The sequence below is a fragment of the Anabaenopsis tanganyikae CS-531 genome (genome assembly GCF_029891675.1).
GTDB lineage: Bacteria > Cyanobacteriota > Cyanobacteriia > Cyanobacteriales > Nostocaceae > Anabaenopsis > Anabaenopsis arnoldii.
This window is the reverse complement of record NZ_JANQDF010000019.1, coordinates 1-16,327: the sequence shown is the minus strand read 5'-3', so window position 1 is coordinate 16,327 and position 16,327 is coordinate 1. Positions and strand designations below refer to the sequence as shown.

Here is a 16,327-nt window from a genome sequence, read left to right as displayed (position 1 = left end):
CCCCAACTCTTAACTTTTCACTGAAGAACAAAGCATTGAGTATTAGCAGTATTGCGACACATCCTCGCCACATTCGTCAGCAAGGTAGCACAGAGCGCGGAAACGTAAACCCACGAGTTCCTCGTATAAAGGATTGAGTTTACACATGGGCGGAATGTGAAACAGGGTTTTACCAAATAATTTGATATCGCGCTCAAAGGGACATTGAGCCGGAATCAGTTTACACAACAGATGAGATCGTTGGCGATTATTAACTGGAATGCTATCTACCCAATGGCGCAGGGGTTGGAGGAGATCACGGTTAGACTGGGAAGTTGAATCTTGTAACTGACTTATAGGAGCTTTGTTAGTATCGCCTTGATTAAAAGATACCCAGCTTGTTAACAAAAACTTCTTTGTGGTATTATCAAATACCTTCATGGTTAATCCTCTATATTAATGAGGTTATTCACCTTACTGATGAATATATACAACGTAGCAATGATTTTTGCCGGAGGAATTATTCTCTGACTAAGTCACAATCGGGCGTTACACTAGCCACTTAGGCCATAATCCAACTTATGACTACGTCAAGTTAATCGTAATTGTCGCTATATCGGTAGTGTGATCATGCAATCTTATTCATAACTTGACATACTTTAAATTTTAATAAAGCCATCTGTCATTAGACAGGGTTTAGTGTAACTTTTATAAAACTTAACATAAAAAAGGCTGGGAATATCTTTGGTAAACCAAAATAGTACTTTTGTCCGATCTGCTCCATAGAATGACTTACGTGATAACTATGAACCGAAGTCCACAGGCTAACACGGTCAATCTGACCGCTTCTTGTTTTAAATTCATCGCCGCGTTTAAATGTCTCAGGACTTACGCAAAACAGAACGAAAGTAGGGGTAATTCATGAATCACCCCTACATCAGAACCAGGTTTTTAGTCCAATCTTGCATAAGTCCTATTATTATCATTAGTTAAGAAGAACCAAAAAACCCCCGACTCGTCAAAGTCAGGGGTTCTCAAATCTTCAACCCCGGTGCGGCGCGATGATTAGGATGCTACCTGGGCTGTGGGGCGAGTCCGCCGTCTTCTACCATCAGCAACCTTGACAGGTGGTTCTTCGGGAATTTGCATCAACAAAGTTACTGTTGGTTGACATTGTAGTTCTCGACGGATAGAGCGTTGCAACTCTCGCTCTAGCATCCCTTGCAATCCACCCCAGTCTACTTCGGGTCTTTCCCCTTCACGAACTTGGGCAAATTCTGACCAGCGCACACTGAGCATTTCTTCAATGCGCTGTTGTACCCATTTTTGCACAAGCGATCGCTCTACATTAGTTACTACACCCCGCAGATGAGTTTCTGGTTTAGCCAGGAGCTGGCCGTTCCAATCAATGGCGGTGGCGATGGTGACAATACCTTCTTCTGACATACGTTGTCGTTCTTGGAGAACTTGAGCGCTCACCATTCCAGAACTAGTAGTATCCACAAGTTCTATACCACATCTGACTGTACCCGCCACACGGATAGAATCTTGTGTTAATTCCACAATGTTGCCATTTTGGATAATTACCATGTTGTCGGCAGGAATACCCATACTCTGAGCGGTTTCCGAGTGCTTAACCAGCATTCTATGTTCACCGTGAAATGGTACAAAGAACTTGGGACGAGTTAAGGCAATCATCAGTTTTTGTTCTTCTTGACAGGCGTGACCAGAAACGTGAATACCCTTGTCCCGTCCATATACCACGTTTGCCCCTTGAATCATCAATTTATCGATGGTGTTGACCACCGCGATCGTATTGCCAGGAATGGGGTTAGCAGAGAATATTACTGTGTCCCCTGGGCGGATTTTGATTTGGGAGTGTTCTTTGTTGGCAATGCGGGTCATGGCTGCCATGGTTTCACCCTGTGAGCCAGTTGTCAAAATCAAGACTTTTTCATCGGGCAAATTGCGAACTGCATGCAATGGCTGGAACAGACTATCATCACACTTGATGTAACCCAGATTGCGAGCATGAGCAATCAAATTCAGCATGGAGCGACCAACAACTGATACCACCCGCTTATGCTTCTGCGCCAACTGTAAAATTATGTTGATCCGATGCACACTGGAAGCAAAGGTAGTGACAAATAAGCGCCCGGTAGCTTTACCAAATTCCCGGTCAAGGTTGGGATAAACAGAGCGTTCTGAAGGGGTATATCCTGGTACTTCTGCGTTAGTTGAATCACTCAGTAAGCAAAGTACACCCTGTTCACCGTGTTCTGCTAGCCTTTGCAAGTCAAAGTTTTCGCCGTCTACAGGTGTATGGTCGATTTTAAAGTCTCCCGTGTGGATGACCACACCTAAAGGGGTATGAATAGCCACTGTAAAGCTGTCGGCAATGGAGTGGGTATTGCGAATATATTCCACAAAGAAATGTTGACCAATGCGCACCACATCCCGGGGTCTAACTGATCTTAAATCGGTGCGATCGCGTACCCCTGCTTCTTCTAGTTTACCCTCTAGCATTGCCATTGCTAGTCTAGGACCATAGATTACCGGGATATCAAATTGCTTGAGGTGGAAGGCAATACCGCCTATATGGTCTTCATGACCGTGGGTGACGATCATACCTTTAATTTTCTGGCGATTCTCCCGTAGATAGGTTGTATCTGGTAGGACAATATTTACCCCTAGCATTCCTTTGGTCGGAAAGGCTAATCCCGCATCTAAAAGAATAATTTCGTCCTCATACTCAAAAACGCAAGTATTTTTGCCAATCTCATGTAATCCGCCCAATGGAATAATTTTGAGGGCAGATTTAGTTTCGTTGTTTACCATTATTTTCCTTGGATTGTTGTTGTTTTTCTTCAGAGTTAATAAATTCAAATTCAGCAATCTTGTTATGAAATCAAATACCAGCTTCCTATCTGAAAGCAGCTATATTTTGCGTGAGATTGTTCATTTATTCCTGTTATAAAAAAAAAGCATTTTACATATATAACTTTTATCTAATCTCTCTACTGTGCGGTGGGCTTCTACACTTTTACATCTACAAAATCAGATATCTATGACAGTCTTAGCGGAGTAATTTCTCTGGTAAACCAGTTAAAATTACTCTCACTCAAGTTAGTAAGCATTCAATAAGTTACTATCTAGTTAAATTAAGTTCTTCCAGCACTGCTCTTAACTTATCAGTAACATCTGAGTCAGCTTCCCACAGGGGTAGACGAGTTGAACCGACATCCCAACCTTGAAGTTTCAATGCTTGTTTAATTGGAATGGGATTTGTAGTTAAAAATAAAGCTTTAAACAATGGAAATAGTTGTAGATGAGTTTCATTAGCACTGGCGATTTTTCCCACACTAAAAGCTTGGATCATCTCTTGTAGTTGATTGCCTACCAGATGAGAAGCTACACTCACAACGCCTGTAGCTCCAATTGCTAACAAGGGCAGGGTTAGGGAATCATCTCCAGAGTAAATGTCAAATTCTTTTGGTGTCAACCGGCGGATTTCACTCGCCTGGTCTAAATTGCCACTAGCTTCTTTGATACCAACAATATTATCAATTTCCGCTAACTTAGCAACTGTATCTGGACTCAGATTTTGACCAGTACGCCCAGGAACATTATATAACAGTATTGGCAGTTCTGGACAAGCTTGGGCGATGGCTTGAAAGTGCTGGTAGAGACCCGATTGTGGTGGTTTGTTGTAATAAGGTACAACCTGTAATGAACCATGCACCCCTATTGTAGCAGCTTTTTGGGTGGCGGCGATCGCTTCTTTTGTGGAATTAGAACCACATCCTGCTATCACCTTGGCTTTTCCACTCACCGCTTGCAATACTTCCACAAACAACTGGTATTCCTCTTCCCAGCTTAGGGTAGGGGATTCACCCGTTGTGCCACATACTATCAATGTATCTGTACCGTTGTTAGCTAGATGTGCTGCTAGTTTTGAGGCTACATCATAGTTGACACTGCCGTCTGCCTTGAACGGCGTAATCATAGCGGTTAAAACTCTGCCAAATTCTCCCACCCTGTTTCACTCCTAATTAGCCTTTTAGTTTTTTATCTCTTGGTGGTTCTCTATTTTAATAACCTATTGCTGAACTTGTTTCAAGGGTAATTCACTCATCTTGATTTTTCTCCCCAAAAATAACTGAAATTCCATTGCTATTATTCAGTATAAACCTATCTTTTTGCAGATTTTAGTAGATTTTTTTCTACTAATAATTCGGCAATTTGGACTGCATTTAACGCCGCCCCTTTACGGATTTGGTCACCAGAAAGCCAAAGTTCCAAGCCGCAAGGGTGAGAAATATCCTGACGAATTCTCCCCACTAGAACATCGTCCTGAGATGTGGCTTCCATGGGCATGGGAAAGTAATTCTTTTCCCAATCTTCGATTAATTTTACGCCAGGAGAGTGACTTAAAATTTCCCTGGCTGTATCTGGACTAAATGGATTTTCAAATTCTAAATTAATTGCTTCGGAATGGGCGCGTAGTACAGGAACCCGAATACAAGTAGCAGTAATTCTAATTTGTTGGTCGTTAAAAATCTTGCGGGTTTCGTTGACCATTTTCATTTCTTCCTCACAGTAACCCAAATTGTTTAAAGCTGAGTTATGTGGAAATAAGTTAAACGCCAATGGGTAAGGCAAAACTTCCGTCACCGGTTGCTGTCCTTGTAGTATAGCGCTAGCTTGGGTTTTGACTTCTGCCATGGCCTTGGCACCTGCACCGCTGGCTGATTGATAGGTTGAGACTACAATCCGTTTAATAGGGTTAATTTGATGCAGAGGCCAAATTGCCACTGTCATCAAAATTGTTGTGCAGTTGGGGTTGGCGATAATACCTTTGTGGTTAGCGGCCGCTAGGGGATTCACCTCTGGTACTACCAAGGGAATTTCCGGGTTCATCCGAAAGGCGCTGGAATTATCTATTACTACCGCACCTTTTTCCACAGCCACTGCTGCCCAAGTTTTCGATGTAGAACCCCCAGCACTGGCTAGAACTAAGTCCAGATTTTCCAAGGTGCGATCGCTCACTAATTCTACCGGTAAATCCTCACCTTTAAACCGCAGCGATCTCCCTACACTGCGCTCTGATGCCAATAGCTTCAACTCCCCCACTGGAAAGTTCCGGCTTTCTAGTAATTCCAGCAACTCTGTGCCCACAGCACCAGTTGCTCCCAAAATACCTACACTATATGATTTTGACAAATCGGCTTTCTCCTTTCCCAGATTCTCTGTATTGTTTTTCAACCGGATGATATTTTATACTTAAATCTCTAAATAGTGATGGTCTATTTTGAATATTTTTTTTAATTCTATGGGATTTTTCGGCAAAAAGTGCATTGATTTTATAGGTGACATGAAGTTAAAGACATTTAATTTAACTACTATTGCTGCTCAATTCCTCCACTTATCCCGAAAATTATATAATAATATTATACAACAACCTCATGTCCAGTACAAGAAAAGGAGTGTCTACACTTGAGCATGGTGTAATGCTGACAGTTTTTAACCGAACAACTATCGAGATTGTCAAGTGGGTTGCGAATCACGATGGGTGTACTATGATTCAGATTGACTGCAACCAGCACAGTTAAAAATGTAGCTTCCTGTTTAGGTAACAGTCACTTTCAGCCCCACAAGGTACACAGAACCAACAGTAGAACCATTCCTAGCATAAGATACAACTTGAGAAACAAGATATCACAGTATTTGAAAAAACAAGAACTGCTAAAGTTCTTGCATAACTGCGAGTTTCCATAGTTAAACTTATGGCAATAAATTGTCAAGTCCTTTGCCATGAGCAGTAAACTGGATATCTACTGAAAAGACTCATCCATATAATAATATGGGATTTTGAGTAACTTGTGGGTTCCCCCCATTCCCAGGGCAAGAGCAATCAAGCCACAGAAGCGGTAAATCGCATCAAGTGCCAACTGGGAGACAAAAAAATCAGAAATAAATACAGAGACGAAGCATGAAAGTTACCCAGGAAAAACTTCCCGCCAGCCAAATCGGCTTGGAAATCGAGATTACGCCAGAAATTACTAAGCAAACTTATGAACAGGTAATTAAAAACTTAGCCAGTAGTACAAGTATTCCTGGGTTTCGTAAAGGTAAAGTACCGCGGCCAATATTGCTACAACGGCTGGGTATAACTCGTATTAAAGCAGCAGCCCTCGAAGAAATACTTCAAGATGGCGTGGAAAAGGCACTCAAACAGGAAGAAATACCCGCAATTGGACAACCACAACTGCGGACTTCTTTTGAGGAATTGATTAGTAATTATGAACCAGGAAAACCCCTAACCTTTTTAGCGGCTGTAGATGTAGAACCAGAGGTTAATCTGCTACAGTATACCGGTTTAACAGCTAAAGCGGAGGAAATCAAATACCAATCCAGTCGAGTTGATGAAGTCATAGAAAAGGAAAGGGAACAGTTGGCGACGCTGATCCCTGTGGAAGGACGTGGATCTCAAATTGGTGATGTGGCTGTGGTTGATTTTAAAGGTGTGCTGGCCAAAGGTGAAGGCGAAGAGGAAACAACCGAACCGACAGCAATTCCGGGAGCCGAGGCCACAGATTTTCAACTGGAATTGCAAGAAGATAAATTTATCCCCGGCTTTGTATCAGGGATGGTGGGGATGAATCCGGGAGAAACCAGAGAAATTGCTGCTCAGTTCCCAGATCCTTACGCAAACGAAGATTTAGCCGGAAAAGCAGCAATTTTCACAGTTACACTTAAAGAACTGAAGGAAAAAGAACTACCAGAATTAAACGATGACTTCGCTCAGGAAGTTAGTGAATTTGAGAGCTTGGATGAACTGCGTGCTTCTTTAGAAGCACGATATCAAAAAGAGGCTGAGGAAAAAACTAAATCCAACCAGCAGCAAGCTTTGTTGGCAGAAATGTTGAAGTACGTGGAGGTTGACCTACCACAAACCTTGATTGATAAGGAAATAGACGCGATGCTAACACAAACTGCAATGCGGCTTTCTCAGCAAGGATTAGATGTGAGACAGCTGTTTACCCAAGAAATCATACCCCAATTACGGGAGCGATCGCGCGATGAAGCCATTCAACGTCTGAAACAGTCTTTGGGATTACTGGAAGTAGGTAAACGGGAATCTATCGAGGTCACGCCTGAAGAAGTGGAAACCAGAGTGGCTGAAGTGATGGAACAGTACGCAGACCAAGAAGTTGACGCCCAAAGAATGCGCTCAGTGGTGGAAAACGAACTGTTAACTGAAAAAATAGTCGATTGGCTTCTACAACACTCATCAGTGGAACTTGTTCCTGAAGGATCTCTGAGTTCAGCAGCAGAAATTTCCGGCGAGTTAGAGACACCTGTAGATCAGGGCGAGGAACAAAGCACCTCTGCTAGTACAGAATCAATATAATTGGTGTACAGACGCGAATTATCGTGTCTGTATAAGAAAGTGCTGAGTAACAATCTTTCCTACTCGGTACTTCCTTGTCGCAGAGTGATTAATCACCTCTGTGAGGGAAATATTGCCTGAAAATTAGCGTGGGTGGGGTGTTTACCCACAGCTATATATATGAGGCATAATGGTTAACAAATAGCTCAAATAAAACTGCATCAGTTCACAAGGCGGCAATAACTGCCAGCAAACCCCTCCTAACTTAATTCTCAATTATTCTTATATGCTTCTATCCCAGTCGGGAAATCATCCCATCCATAGTTTAAGCACAATCAAAATTAGCTCTCACTTGAGCCGACCCAGCAACATTGTACCGATGGTGGTAGAACAGTCTGGCATGGGAGAACGTGCTTTTGACATTTACTCCCGCTTGCTGCGAGAGCGGATTATATTCTTGGGTACTCCCATAGATGATGCTGTTGCTAATTCCATTGTTGCTCAATTGCTGTTCTTAGACGCGGAAGATTCGGAGAAAGATATTCAGTTGTATATCAATTCCCCCGGGGGTTCTGTCTACGCGGGGATGGCAATTTATGATACAATACAACAAATACGCCCGGATGTTGTTACTATATGTTTTGGATTAGCCGCAAGTATGGGGGCTTTCCTGTTGGCCGCCGGTTCTGCTGGTAAACGGATGTCTTTACCTGACTCTCGCATCATGATTCACCAACCACTGGGTGGGGCTCAAGGTCAAGCCATTGATATTGAGATTCAAGCGCGAGAAATTCTTTATGTGAAGGCTAAGTTGAATCAGTTACTCGGTCATCATACTGGTCAGCCTCTAGAAAGACTTGAGGCAGATACCGAACGCGACTTTTTTATGTCGGCAGAAGAAGCAAAAAACTACGGTTTGATTGATCAAGTCATCTCCAGACAAAATATTCCCACCGCCGGGGAAAACGTCACCATTCTGAAATAAGAGGCTGGTATGTCTAAGTACGACTCCCATTTAAAATGTTCTTTTTGTGGCAAGTCTCAAGAGCAGGTTCGTAAATTAATCGCAGGTCCGGGAGTCTACATCTGCGATGAATGCGTTGACTTGTGTAATGAAATCCTAGACGAAGAGCTACTGGACACGAATACGGCTGCGTCACAACCAGCACCAAGGTCAGAAACACCTCCAAAACGTCGTGCCCGCTCTTCTAATCTCTCATTTAACCAAATTCCCAAGCCTAGAGAAATTAAAAATTATCTAGACGAACACGTTATCGGTCAAGACGAGGCCAAAAAAGTTCTGTCTGTGGCAGTTTATAACCACTACAAACGGCTGGCAGTCATTCAATCGAAAGGTAAAAATGGCGCAGACGATGCTGTAGAACTGCAAAAGTCCAATATTTTGTTAATTGGTCCAACTGGTTGTGGCAAAACCCTTTTGGCTCAAACCTTAGCCACAATCTTGGATGTACCCTTTGCTGTGGCTGATGCCACGACACTCACAGAAGCAGGTTATGTTGGTGAGGATGTAGAAAATATTCTGCTGCGACTGTTACAAGTGGCAGATTTGGATGTGGAGGAAGCCCAGCGAGGAATTATCTACATTGACGAGATAGATAAAGTAGCTCGCAAGAGTGAAAATCCTTCCATTACCCGCGATGTTTCCGGTGAAGGCGTTCAGCAAGCTTTGCTGAAAATGTTAGAGGGAACAATCGCCAATGTGCCACCTCAAGGAGGTCGTAAGCATCCTTATCAAGATTGTATCCAGATTGATACGAGCAATATTCTCTTTGTGTGTGGTGGTGCCTTCGTGGGTTTAGAGAAGGTAGTAGATCAGAGAGTGGGTAAAAAGTCAATGGGTTTTGTCCAACCGGGGGACAGTCAGTCCAAAGAAAAGCGGGTTGCTGATACTCTGCGCCATCTCGAACCCGATGACTTAGTTAAGTTTGGTATGATTCCTGAATTTATCGGACGAGTACCAATGGTAGCTGTAGTAGATCCTTTGGATGAAGAAGCGCTGATGGCAATCCTCACCCAACCACGCAGTGCTTTGGTCAAACAGTACCAGAAGCTGCTCAACATGGATAACGTTCAATTAGATTTTAAACAGGATGCTTTGCGGGCGATCGCTCAAGAAGCCTACCGCAGGAAAACGGGCGCTAGAGCCTTGCGGGGTATTGTGGAAGAACTAATGCTTGATGTCATGTACGAATTACCATCCCGCGAGGATGTCACTCGGTGCATGATTACTAAGGAAATGGTAGAGAAGCGCTCAACAGCTGAATTAATAGTACATCCTTCTTCCCTACCTAAGCCAGAATCAGCGTAGGTATCATTAGTCACTGGTCACTGGTCATTGACTTTTGACTTTTGACTTTTGATTTTTGACTTTTGACTTTTGACTTTTGATTTTCGACTCTGGAAAAATGCCTTATATTTGTGTTCGTCGTGTTGAGCATTACTATGAGTGGGTGAAAAAACCATCTGGTTCTTCGGTAAAGCCAGTAATGGTTTTTATTCATGGTTGGGGGGGGTCAGCGAGGTACTGGAAAAGTACGGCTGATGCTTTAGCAGACCAATTTGATTGTTTACTCTACGATCTGCGGGGTTTTGGTCGTTCTCGCGGAAAACCTAATATAGTCGAATCCGGTGCATCTGTTGTAACGTCCCAGTCAAACCCAGACAAATCAGTAGCAATCAAAGAGTTAAGCTATGAATTAGAAGAGTATGCTGAGGATTTAGCAACTTTACTAGATGAGTTGCAACTCCAACGCGTTTATATTAACTCTCATTCCATGGGTGCATCTATTGCAACATTGTTTATTAACCGCTATCCCCAACGAGTAGAACGAGCTATTTTAACCTGTAGTGGTATTTTTCAGTACGACGAAAAAGCCTTTACGGCTTTTCATAAATTTGGTGGTTATGTAGTCAAATTTCGTCCTAAGTGGCTAAGTAAAATACCATTAGTTGACCGAATATTTATGGCTAGATTCTTGCATAGCCCAATTGCTAGTTCTGAACGTCAGGCTTTTTTGCAAGATTTTCTGCAAGCAGACTATGATACAGCTTTAGGTACAATTTATACCTCAGTTAGTAAAGCGCAAGCGGAGATAATGCCCCAAGAGTTTGCCAAGGTGCAAGTACCAGTTTTGCTGGTGGCTGGTGAGTATGACCAAATTATTCCGGCGCAAATGGGTCGTCAGGCCGCATCAGGGAGCGAAAATATTAAGTTTACCATTATTCCTAATACATCCCATTTTCCTATGTTAGAAGATGCTTCAACTTACTTACAAGTATTAGACGAGTTTCTACAGGTGAGTCAGGTATACCAATAGCTGGCGTGGCGTAGCCATAAAGTTAAACCACAGATAAACACAGATAAATTTCATATTGGGAAAGGCTATGTGGCTAAAGTCCCAGTTCACGTTTTAACAAATTAATCGATGTAGCCCCAATATAATTTTCCACTTTAATCAGTTTGGGTGGACGAATAATCTCTTCTAGTGATGCTTGTAGTGCGGCCTGTACTGTTGGGAAACTGGCTTGATCGCTGATAATTACTTCCGCCCGCTTGACAATGGCTCTGATTTGATAAGCATCTTTTGGCTGGGAAGTCATGATTAATAGTTCATCGCCTCGTAAACCATGAAGAATTGCTTGTGCAGCACGAACAATCCCGGAACTCAGACTCACTATACCTACACAATTCTCCTTCGGTAAGCTTTTGAGTAGTTCCAGTTCTTTGCTGTAGTCGTAGATATCCAGGGGAATCACACGTACGCCTTTTGGGGCGGCGATCGCCTCTACATCGCTGATAAAATAACGATTTGTGACCACTGTAGCCGAAGTAGTTTTATCTAACAAGGCCGTTAATTCTTCTATCGCTACCAACTGTACAGGTATCTTTAGAGATATTTTTAATTCATATACCATCAATTCCCCGACACCTATATCATGGGAGGGAACTGCAACCAATACTTGGGCGCTACAACTTAAGCGCCAATCAATTTCACCTAAAAATATCTCCCGCGCTTGATGCAGTGAATAGCCTTGAGATAACATCTCATCCAGTGCTTTTTGCACTAGTTTATACCCATCTTCAGTTTCTTTTCTGATGAATGGGTATTGCAGCTTGCTACCGTATTCATGACCTTGACTCCGCACATAAATTCCCGAACCAGCTATACTTTCTACAAAACCGTCCTCTTCCAACTGCCGGTAAACTTTGCTAATGGTATTACGGTGTAACCCAGTTTGCATTGCTAACGCTCTTGTGCTCGGCAATTTATATCCAGGTGGATATTGTCGGGAGGCGATGACAAACTGAATTTGATTAAATAGCTGACTGGAAGCGGGTATTTCACTGTCTGGCTGAATACGGAATTTAATCATGACCAAACCTATTGATATTAGTAAAGGCAACTAACCGAGTGTATCGATTAGTATTAAAGATGTTATGTACACATTTATTTTTTCGAGGGAAAATTTTTTCCCGCAATTTTTGCTAATTGATAATTTTCTTGGGAAATAGCTACATTTACTGCCATATTGATATCAAATCATTAAATACTTAATTACACAACACAGGTAGAAATTTTTATGGAAGAAAAAATTATACAGACAGCAAAGTTGAAGATTTCGCAAGATAATCTACAAATATCCGCTTATTTAGCACAGCCACAAGCACCTGGTTCTTATTCTGGTGTTGTGGTATTACAAGAGATTTTTGGTGTCAATGTTCACATTCGGGAAGTTACAGAACGAATTGCTCAACAAGGATATGTGGCGATCGCCCCGGCACTTTTTCAACGTCAAGCCCCTGATTTTGAAACAGGCTACACCGCAGAGGATATTGAAATTGGCAGAAAATATGCTTGGAAACAGACTCAAGCATCAGAGTTATTGCGTGATATTCAATCAGCCATTGACTATCTCAAGACCCTGCCCCACCTGAAACCCGATAGCTTTGGCTGTATTGGCTTTTGTTTTGGTGGTCATGTGGCTTATCTTGCTGCTACCCTACCAGATATTAAAGCTACTGCTTCCTTCTATGGTGCTGGTATTACTACTCGCACCCCTGGCGGTGGCGCTCCTACCATCACCCGTACCCCGGATATCCGAGGCACAATATATACTTTTTTTGGCTTGGAAGATGTCAGCATCCCCGCAGCAGAGGTCGATGAAATTGCCGCAGAATTAGAAAAATATAAAATTTCTCATCGAGTGTTTCGCTACGATGGATCTGAACACGGATTTTTCTGTAACCATCGCGCCAGCTATAATCCTAAAGCCGCAGGTGATGCTTGGGAGCAGGTGAAACAACTTTTTGGCAGTGTGTTAGGAGCCTAGAGACAAAAGCAGGGGAAAGTCCCTGGATTGGGGACTATTCAAGCTATTTTAGGTTGTTTTCCCTACCAAATAATCATGCCATAATTACCTAACACTCCTACTAGCTCGGAACTTGTTAGGGGTTTAGTACAACTCCAGTGGCATCACATCAAATAATAATTTATCTTTAATCGTCATGAACTCCGAATCGAAACTTTCTCAACTAGCCAATTCGTCTTTTACTATGGACGATTTTGCCAAAGCACTAGAAGTACACGACTACCAGTTTCAAAAGGGACAAGTTGTAAGCGGGAAAGTATTTCAACTTGACCCTAATGGAGCCTATGTAGATATTGGTGGCAAATCATCCGCTTTTCTCCCCCGTGATGAGGCTTCTTTGAGAGCAGTGACCGATTTATCGGAGGTGCTGCCATTGCATGAGGAACTAGAGTTTTTGATTATCCGAGATCAGGATGCAGAAGGTCAAGTCACCCTTTCCCGAAAACAGTTGGAAATTCGGCAAATCTGGGAACGACTCGCCGAAATGCAAGAAGGCGGTCAAACGGTGCAAGTCAGGGTCACCGGTGTGAATAAAGGTGGTGTTACTGTTGACCTGCTTTCCTTGCGAGGGTTTATTCCGCGATCGCACTTAGCCGAACGTGATAATCTAGAAGCGCTAAAAGGCCAAAGTTTGACCGTGAGTTTTTTAGAAATTAATCCTGACACTAAAAAACTTATACTTTCCCAACGTTTGGCTACTCGTTCTAGCAACTTCAGCTTATTAGAACTAAATGAGCTAGTAGAAGGTAAAGTTACTGGTATTAAACCTTTTGGAGTATTTGTAGATTTAGATGGTCTGAGTGGTTTGCTACATATTAAGCAAGTCAGCCAAAAATTCATTGACTCTCTAGAAAAGGTCTTTCAAATTGGTCAAACAATTAAGGCTGTAATTATTGACTTAGATGAAGGTAAAGGTCGTGTTGCTCTTTCTACAAGAATTTTAGAAAATTTCCCTGGTGAAATCTTGGAGAATTTTGATGAAGTAATGGCTTCAGCCGAAGCGCGTGCTAATCGAGCTAGTAAGAAATCTGCGGAATAGGGGCATAGTTTCACGGCAATTATTTGCGCTTTTGCGTCTTGGCTTAAGCTTACCCGGTTTTCTAACCCGGGTAAGCTTAATATATTTGCAAACGGAGAGGGGGAGATTCGAACTCCCGGAGGTTTTAGCCTCATCCGATTTCAAGTCGGACGCAATCGACCACTCTGCCACCTCTCCAATAAAACTGTCGAACTTATAATAAACATACGACAATATAGGATTATAGCGCCTTTGCCAAATATTAACAAGCCGACATATCATAATATATCTGATCATCTACACAGATGGCACTACTAAAGAAAAATATCTTTGGCATCCTGGGCTATCGCCTATAGAGAATTTCCTCTACAGTCACCTGGAAATCATAGCCTACCCAGACTAAGGAGACTTGGGAGACCTCACCGGCTTCTAGGGAGACAATGGAAAAATTGCGCAGCCTTTGCCCCTGATTTTCCAAAATCCTGGGTACATTTGCTGCGTTTAGGTAAATGATTCCCTCTGGACTTTTAAATACAGCTTTGCGCTGGACTGTTTTTGTATGTCTGAGGGTGCGGTGCATATGACCAAACGTCACCAGAGGAATTTTTTTACCGGACGTGAGAGCCTGAGAAATCGCCGCGCCCAGGTCTGGGTCGCCAAAGTCACCACCGATGGGATGCCAGTCCTTACCGCAGGGGTCTTCGGGTCGATCGCCTAAACCACTAGGTCCATTGTGTCCCAGAAAAATAATCGTGTCATGAGCGGCGCTGTTTGCGGCTTTGACAATCAGGTCAGTGGATTCCTCCATACTCGTCACACCATACCGTTGTTGCAGGATGTCCGCAAATTTCCACTCTGGTCCACCCCAGGTAAAAGGACGACCTCCCACCACAGTTAAATTCCAGGTGGGAAAATCCAGCCGACTGTAACCTACGTGGGCAGGTCCTAATAAATCGAGTTGTTCTTGTACCCAATCTGACTTAGAACGGTCATATGGACATTTCCGCCGTCCCCATTCCGTGGCAGTATACCAGGCATCGTGGTTTCCCATCACTGCTGCTTTGGGAATATCCAGGGAGGCTATCGCTTTGACCACATCCACCGATTCATTGCCAAAATCGCCCACAAACAGCACCAAGTCAACACCTAGGTACTTGAGTGCAATGCCATCTTCTACTTCCCACTGGTCGTGAACATCTCCAACTACAGCAATTTTTAGGGTTATTGATTTGGTTTTCTGACTGGTCATGCCACTTTCCTTGCCGTCTATATCCAGCATATGAAACTCCGCCGGATTTGCACAGAACAGACGGGATATCGACCCCCTACTATTTTTGGTAAAAACTACTATAATTGAATCCACAGAACAAAAACGTGGAACTTAAGGCAACTCCTAACTGTGTTTACCACCGCACTACCTCAAAAAAACAAAACCCAAACTGGTGAACTACCACTAGATTTATTTACTGCCATTGAGAGTCTAAAAAAGGAACTCAATGCAGTGATCCTGGCTCATTACTATCAAGATCCGGATATTCAGGATATCGCCGACTTTATTGGGGATTCCTTGCAATTAGCCAAAGCTGCAGCCCAGACAAATGCAGATGTGATTGTCTTTGCTGGTGTTCACTTTATGGCGGAGACAGCAAAGATACTTAACCCTGATAAGTTAGTGCTTTTACCAGATTTAAATGCTGGTTGTTCTTTAGCAGATAGTTGTCCACCAGAAGCTTTTGCAGCTTTTAAAGCAGCACATCCAGATCATCTAGTGGTTTCATACATCAACTGCTCTGCCGACATTAAGGCCATGAGTGACATTATCTGCACCAGTTCCAATGCTGTCAAGATTGTGCAACAAATACCACCGACACAGCCGATTATTTTTGCTCCGGATCGGAATTTGGGACGGTATGTGATGGAACAAACCGGACGAGATTTGTTGCTATGGGACGGGAGCTGTATTGTTCATGAAACATTTTCTGAAAAGAAGATTGTGGAGTTGAAAATTACACACCCACAAGCTGAGGCGATCGCTCACCCAGAATGTGAAACTAGCGTATTGCGCCACGCAAGTTTCATCGGCTCAACAGCCGCCTTACTCACATATTGTCAAAACAGCCCTACAAAAGAATTTATAGTGGCTACAGAGCCGGGTATTATTCACCAAATGCAGAAACTTTCCCCGGAAAAGCACTTTATTCCTGCCCCGCCATTGAACAACTGTGCTTGTAACGAATGTCCATTTATGCGGTTAAATACTTTGGAAAAATTATATTTAGCGATGAAAAATTGTATTCCGGAAATCACAATGTCAGAGGATATCCGCCAGGCTGCGCTGCGACCAATACAACGGATGCTGGAGATGAGCAGTTAATCTGTATAAACAAAACACCCCTTGGGGGGGTGTTTTGTCGTATAATATTAAACCTGGCATCGAGCTATTTTTGCGGAGGGCTACCCCTCAACTATCGTGGCCGCTGCAGCGTTTCACCTCTGAGTTCGGGAAGGGATCAGTGTGGTTCCACCGCGCCATAGACACCAGGAAA

General features: G+C 43.0%; 13 protein-coding genes, 1 tRNA gene and 1 rRNA gene. 7 read left to right on the top strand and 8 right to left on the bottom strand.

Going from position 1 to position 16,327, the window contains the following annotated elements; translation table 11 throughout:
- Nucleotides 1-42: 42 nt before the first annotated feature.
- The 4 genes from NWP22_RS01975 to NWP22_RS01960 form a co-directional block, all read right to left on the bottom strand.
- The gene (locus tag NWP22_RS01975; protein WP_271732293.1) at nucleotides 43-420 is read right to left on the bottom strand and encodes a Mo-dependent nitrogenase C-terminal domain-containing protein; all 378 of its coding nucleotides are present in this window, start codon (nucleotides 418-420) and stop codon (nucleotides 43-45) included.
- 624 nt (nucleotides 421-1,044) lie between these two features.
- Nucleotides 1,045-2,817, bottom strand: coding sequence for a ribonuclease J (locus NWP22_RS01970; RefSeq protein ID WP_271732295.1), 1,773 nt, complete (start codon nucleotides 2,815-2,817; stop codon nucleotides 1,045-1,047).
- A 310-nt stretch (nucleotides 2,818-3,127) separates the two neighbouring features.
- Nucleotides 3,128-4,015 carry a 4-hydroxy-tetrahydrodipicolinate synthase gene (gene dapA, locus NWP22_RS01965; protein ID WP_271732296.1) on the bottom strand — a complete coding sequence of 296 codons (888 nt, stop codon included), beginning with the start codon at nucleotides 4,013-4,015 and terminating at the stop codon, nucleotides 3,128-3,130.
- A gap of 155 nt (nucleotides 4,016-4,170) precedes the next feature.
- Complete coding sequence (locus tag NWP22_RS01960) at nucleotides 4,171-5,202, bottom strand: aspartate-semialdehyde dehydrogenase (protein ID WP_271732298.1); 1,032 nt, start codon at nucleotides 5,200-5,202, stop codon at nucleotides 4,171-4,173.
- Nucleotides 5,203-5,971: 769 nt separating this feature from the next.
- Between NWP22_RS01960 and tig the strand changes: the two genes are divergently transcribed.
- From tig to NWP22_RS01940, 4 genes are all read left to right on the top strand, one after another.
- On the top strand, nucleotides 5,972-7,393 hold the full coding sequence (gene tig / locus NWP22_RS01955; protein ID WP_271732300.1) for a trigger factor: 1,422 nt from the start codon (nucleotides 5,972-5,974) through the stop codon (nucleotides 7,391-7,393).
- A gap of 265 nt (nucleotides 7,394-7,658) precedes the next feature.
- The gene (gene clpP, locus NWP22_RS01950; protein WP_271732301.1) at nucleotides 7,659-8,357 is read left to right on the top strand and encodes an ATP-dependent Clp endopeptidase proteolytic subunit ClpP; all 699 of its coding nucleotides are present in this window, start codon (nucleotides 7,659-7,661) and stop codon (nucleotides 8,355-8,357) included.
- Between the two features lie 9 nt (nucleotides 8,358-8,366).
- Entirely contained in the window at nucleotides 8,367-9,701 is a 1,335-nt protein-coding gene (gene clpX / locus NWP22_RS01945) for an ATP-dependent protease ATP-binding subunit ClpX (protein ID WP_271732303.1), read from the top strand.
- A 97-nt stretch (nucleotides 9,702-9,798) separates the two neighbouring features.
- Nucleotides 9,799-10,710: an alpha/beta fold hydrolase gene (locus NWP22_RS01940; RefSeq protein ID WP_271732304.1), complete on the top strand. Its 912-nt coding sequence runs from the start codon at nucleotides 9,799-9,801 to the stop codon at nucleotides 10,708-10,710.
- Between the two features lie 73 nt (nucleotides 10,711-10,783).
- On the opposite strand, the gene NWP22_RS01935 is transcribed toward NWP22_RS01940, so the two are convergent.
- Nucleotides 10,784-11,767, bottom strand: a complete 984-nt coding sequence (locus NWP22_RS01935) for a GntR family transcriptional regulator (protein WP_271732305.1) — start codon at nucleotides 11,765-11,767, stop codon at nucleotides 10,784-10,786.
- A 207-nt stretch (nucleotides 11,768-11,974) separates the two neighbouring features.
- Between NWP22_RS01935 and NWP22_RS01930 the strand changes: the two genes are divergently transcribed.
- Complete coding sequence (locus NWP22_RS01930; RefSeq protein ID WP_271732307.1) at nucleotides 11,975-12,724, top strand: dienelactone hydrolase family protein; 750 nt, start codon at nucleotides 11,975-11,977, stop codon at nucleotides 12,722-12,724.
- 175 nt (nucleotides 12,725-12,899) lie between these two features.
- Complete coding sequence (locus tag NWP22_RS01925; RefSeq protein WP_271732309.1) at nucleotides 12,900-13,802, top strand: S1 RNA-binding domain-containing protein; 903 nt, start codon at nucleotides 12,900-12,902, stop codon at nucleotides 13,800-13,802.
- Between the two features lie 92 nt (nucleotides 13,803-13,894).
- Here NWP22_RS01925 and NWP22_RS01920 read toward each other — a convergent pair.
- Both NWP22_RS01920 and NWP22_RS01915 read right to left on the bottom strand, forming a co-directional pair.
- Nucleotides 13,895-13,979 (bottom strand) — tRNA-Ser (locus NWP22_RS01920).
- A 145-nt stretch (nucleotides 13,980-14,124) separates the two neighbouring features.
- The gene (locus tag NWP22_RS01915; protein WP_271732311.1) at nucleotides 14,125-15,030 is read right to left on the bottom strand and encodes a TIGR04168 family protein; all 906 of its coding nucleotides are present in this window, start codon (nucleotides 15,028-15,030) and stop codon (nucleotides 14,125-14,127) included.
- A 150-nt stretch (nucleotides 15,031-15,180) separates the two neighbouring features.
- Here NWP22_RS01915 and nadA point away from each other — a divergent pair, with 150 nt between their 5' ends.
- On the top strand, nucleotides 15,181-16,155 hold the full coding sequence (gene nadA / locus NWP22_RS01910) for a quinolinate synthase NadA (protein WP_271732313.1): 975 nt from the start codon (nucleotides 15,181-15,183) through the stop codon (nucleotides 16,153-16,155).
- Between the two features lie 51 nt (nucleotides 16,156-16,206).
- Here the strand turns inward: nadA and rrf are convergent.
- Nucleotides 16,207-16,324, bottom strand: a 5S ribosomal RNA gene (rrf, locus tag NWP22_RS01905).
- Nucleotides 16,325-16,327 lie beyond the last annotated feature (3 nt).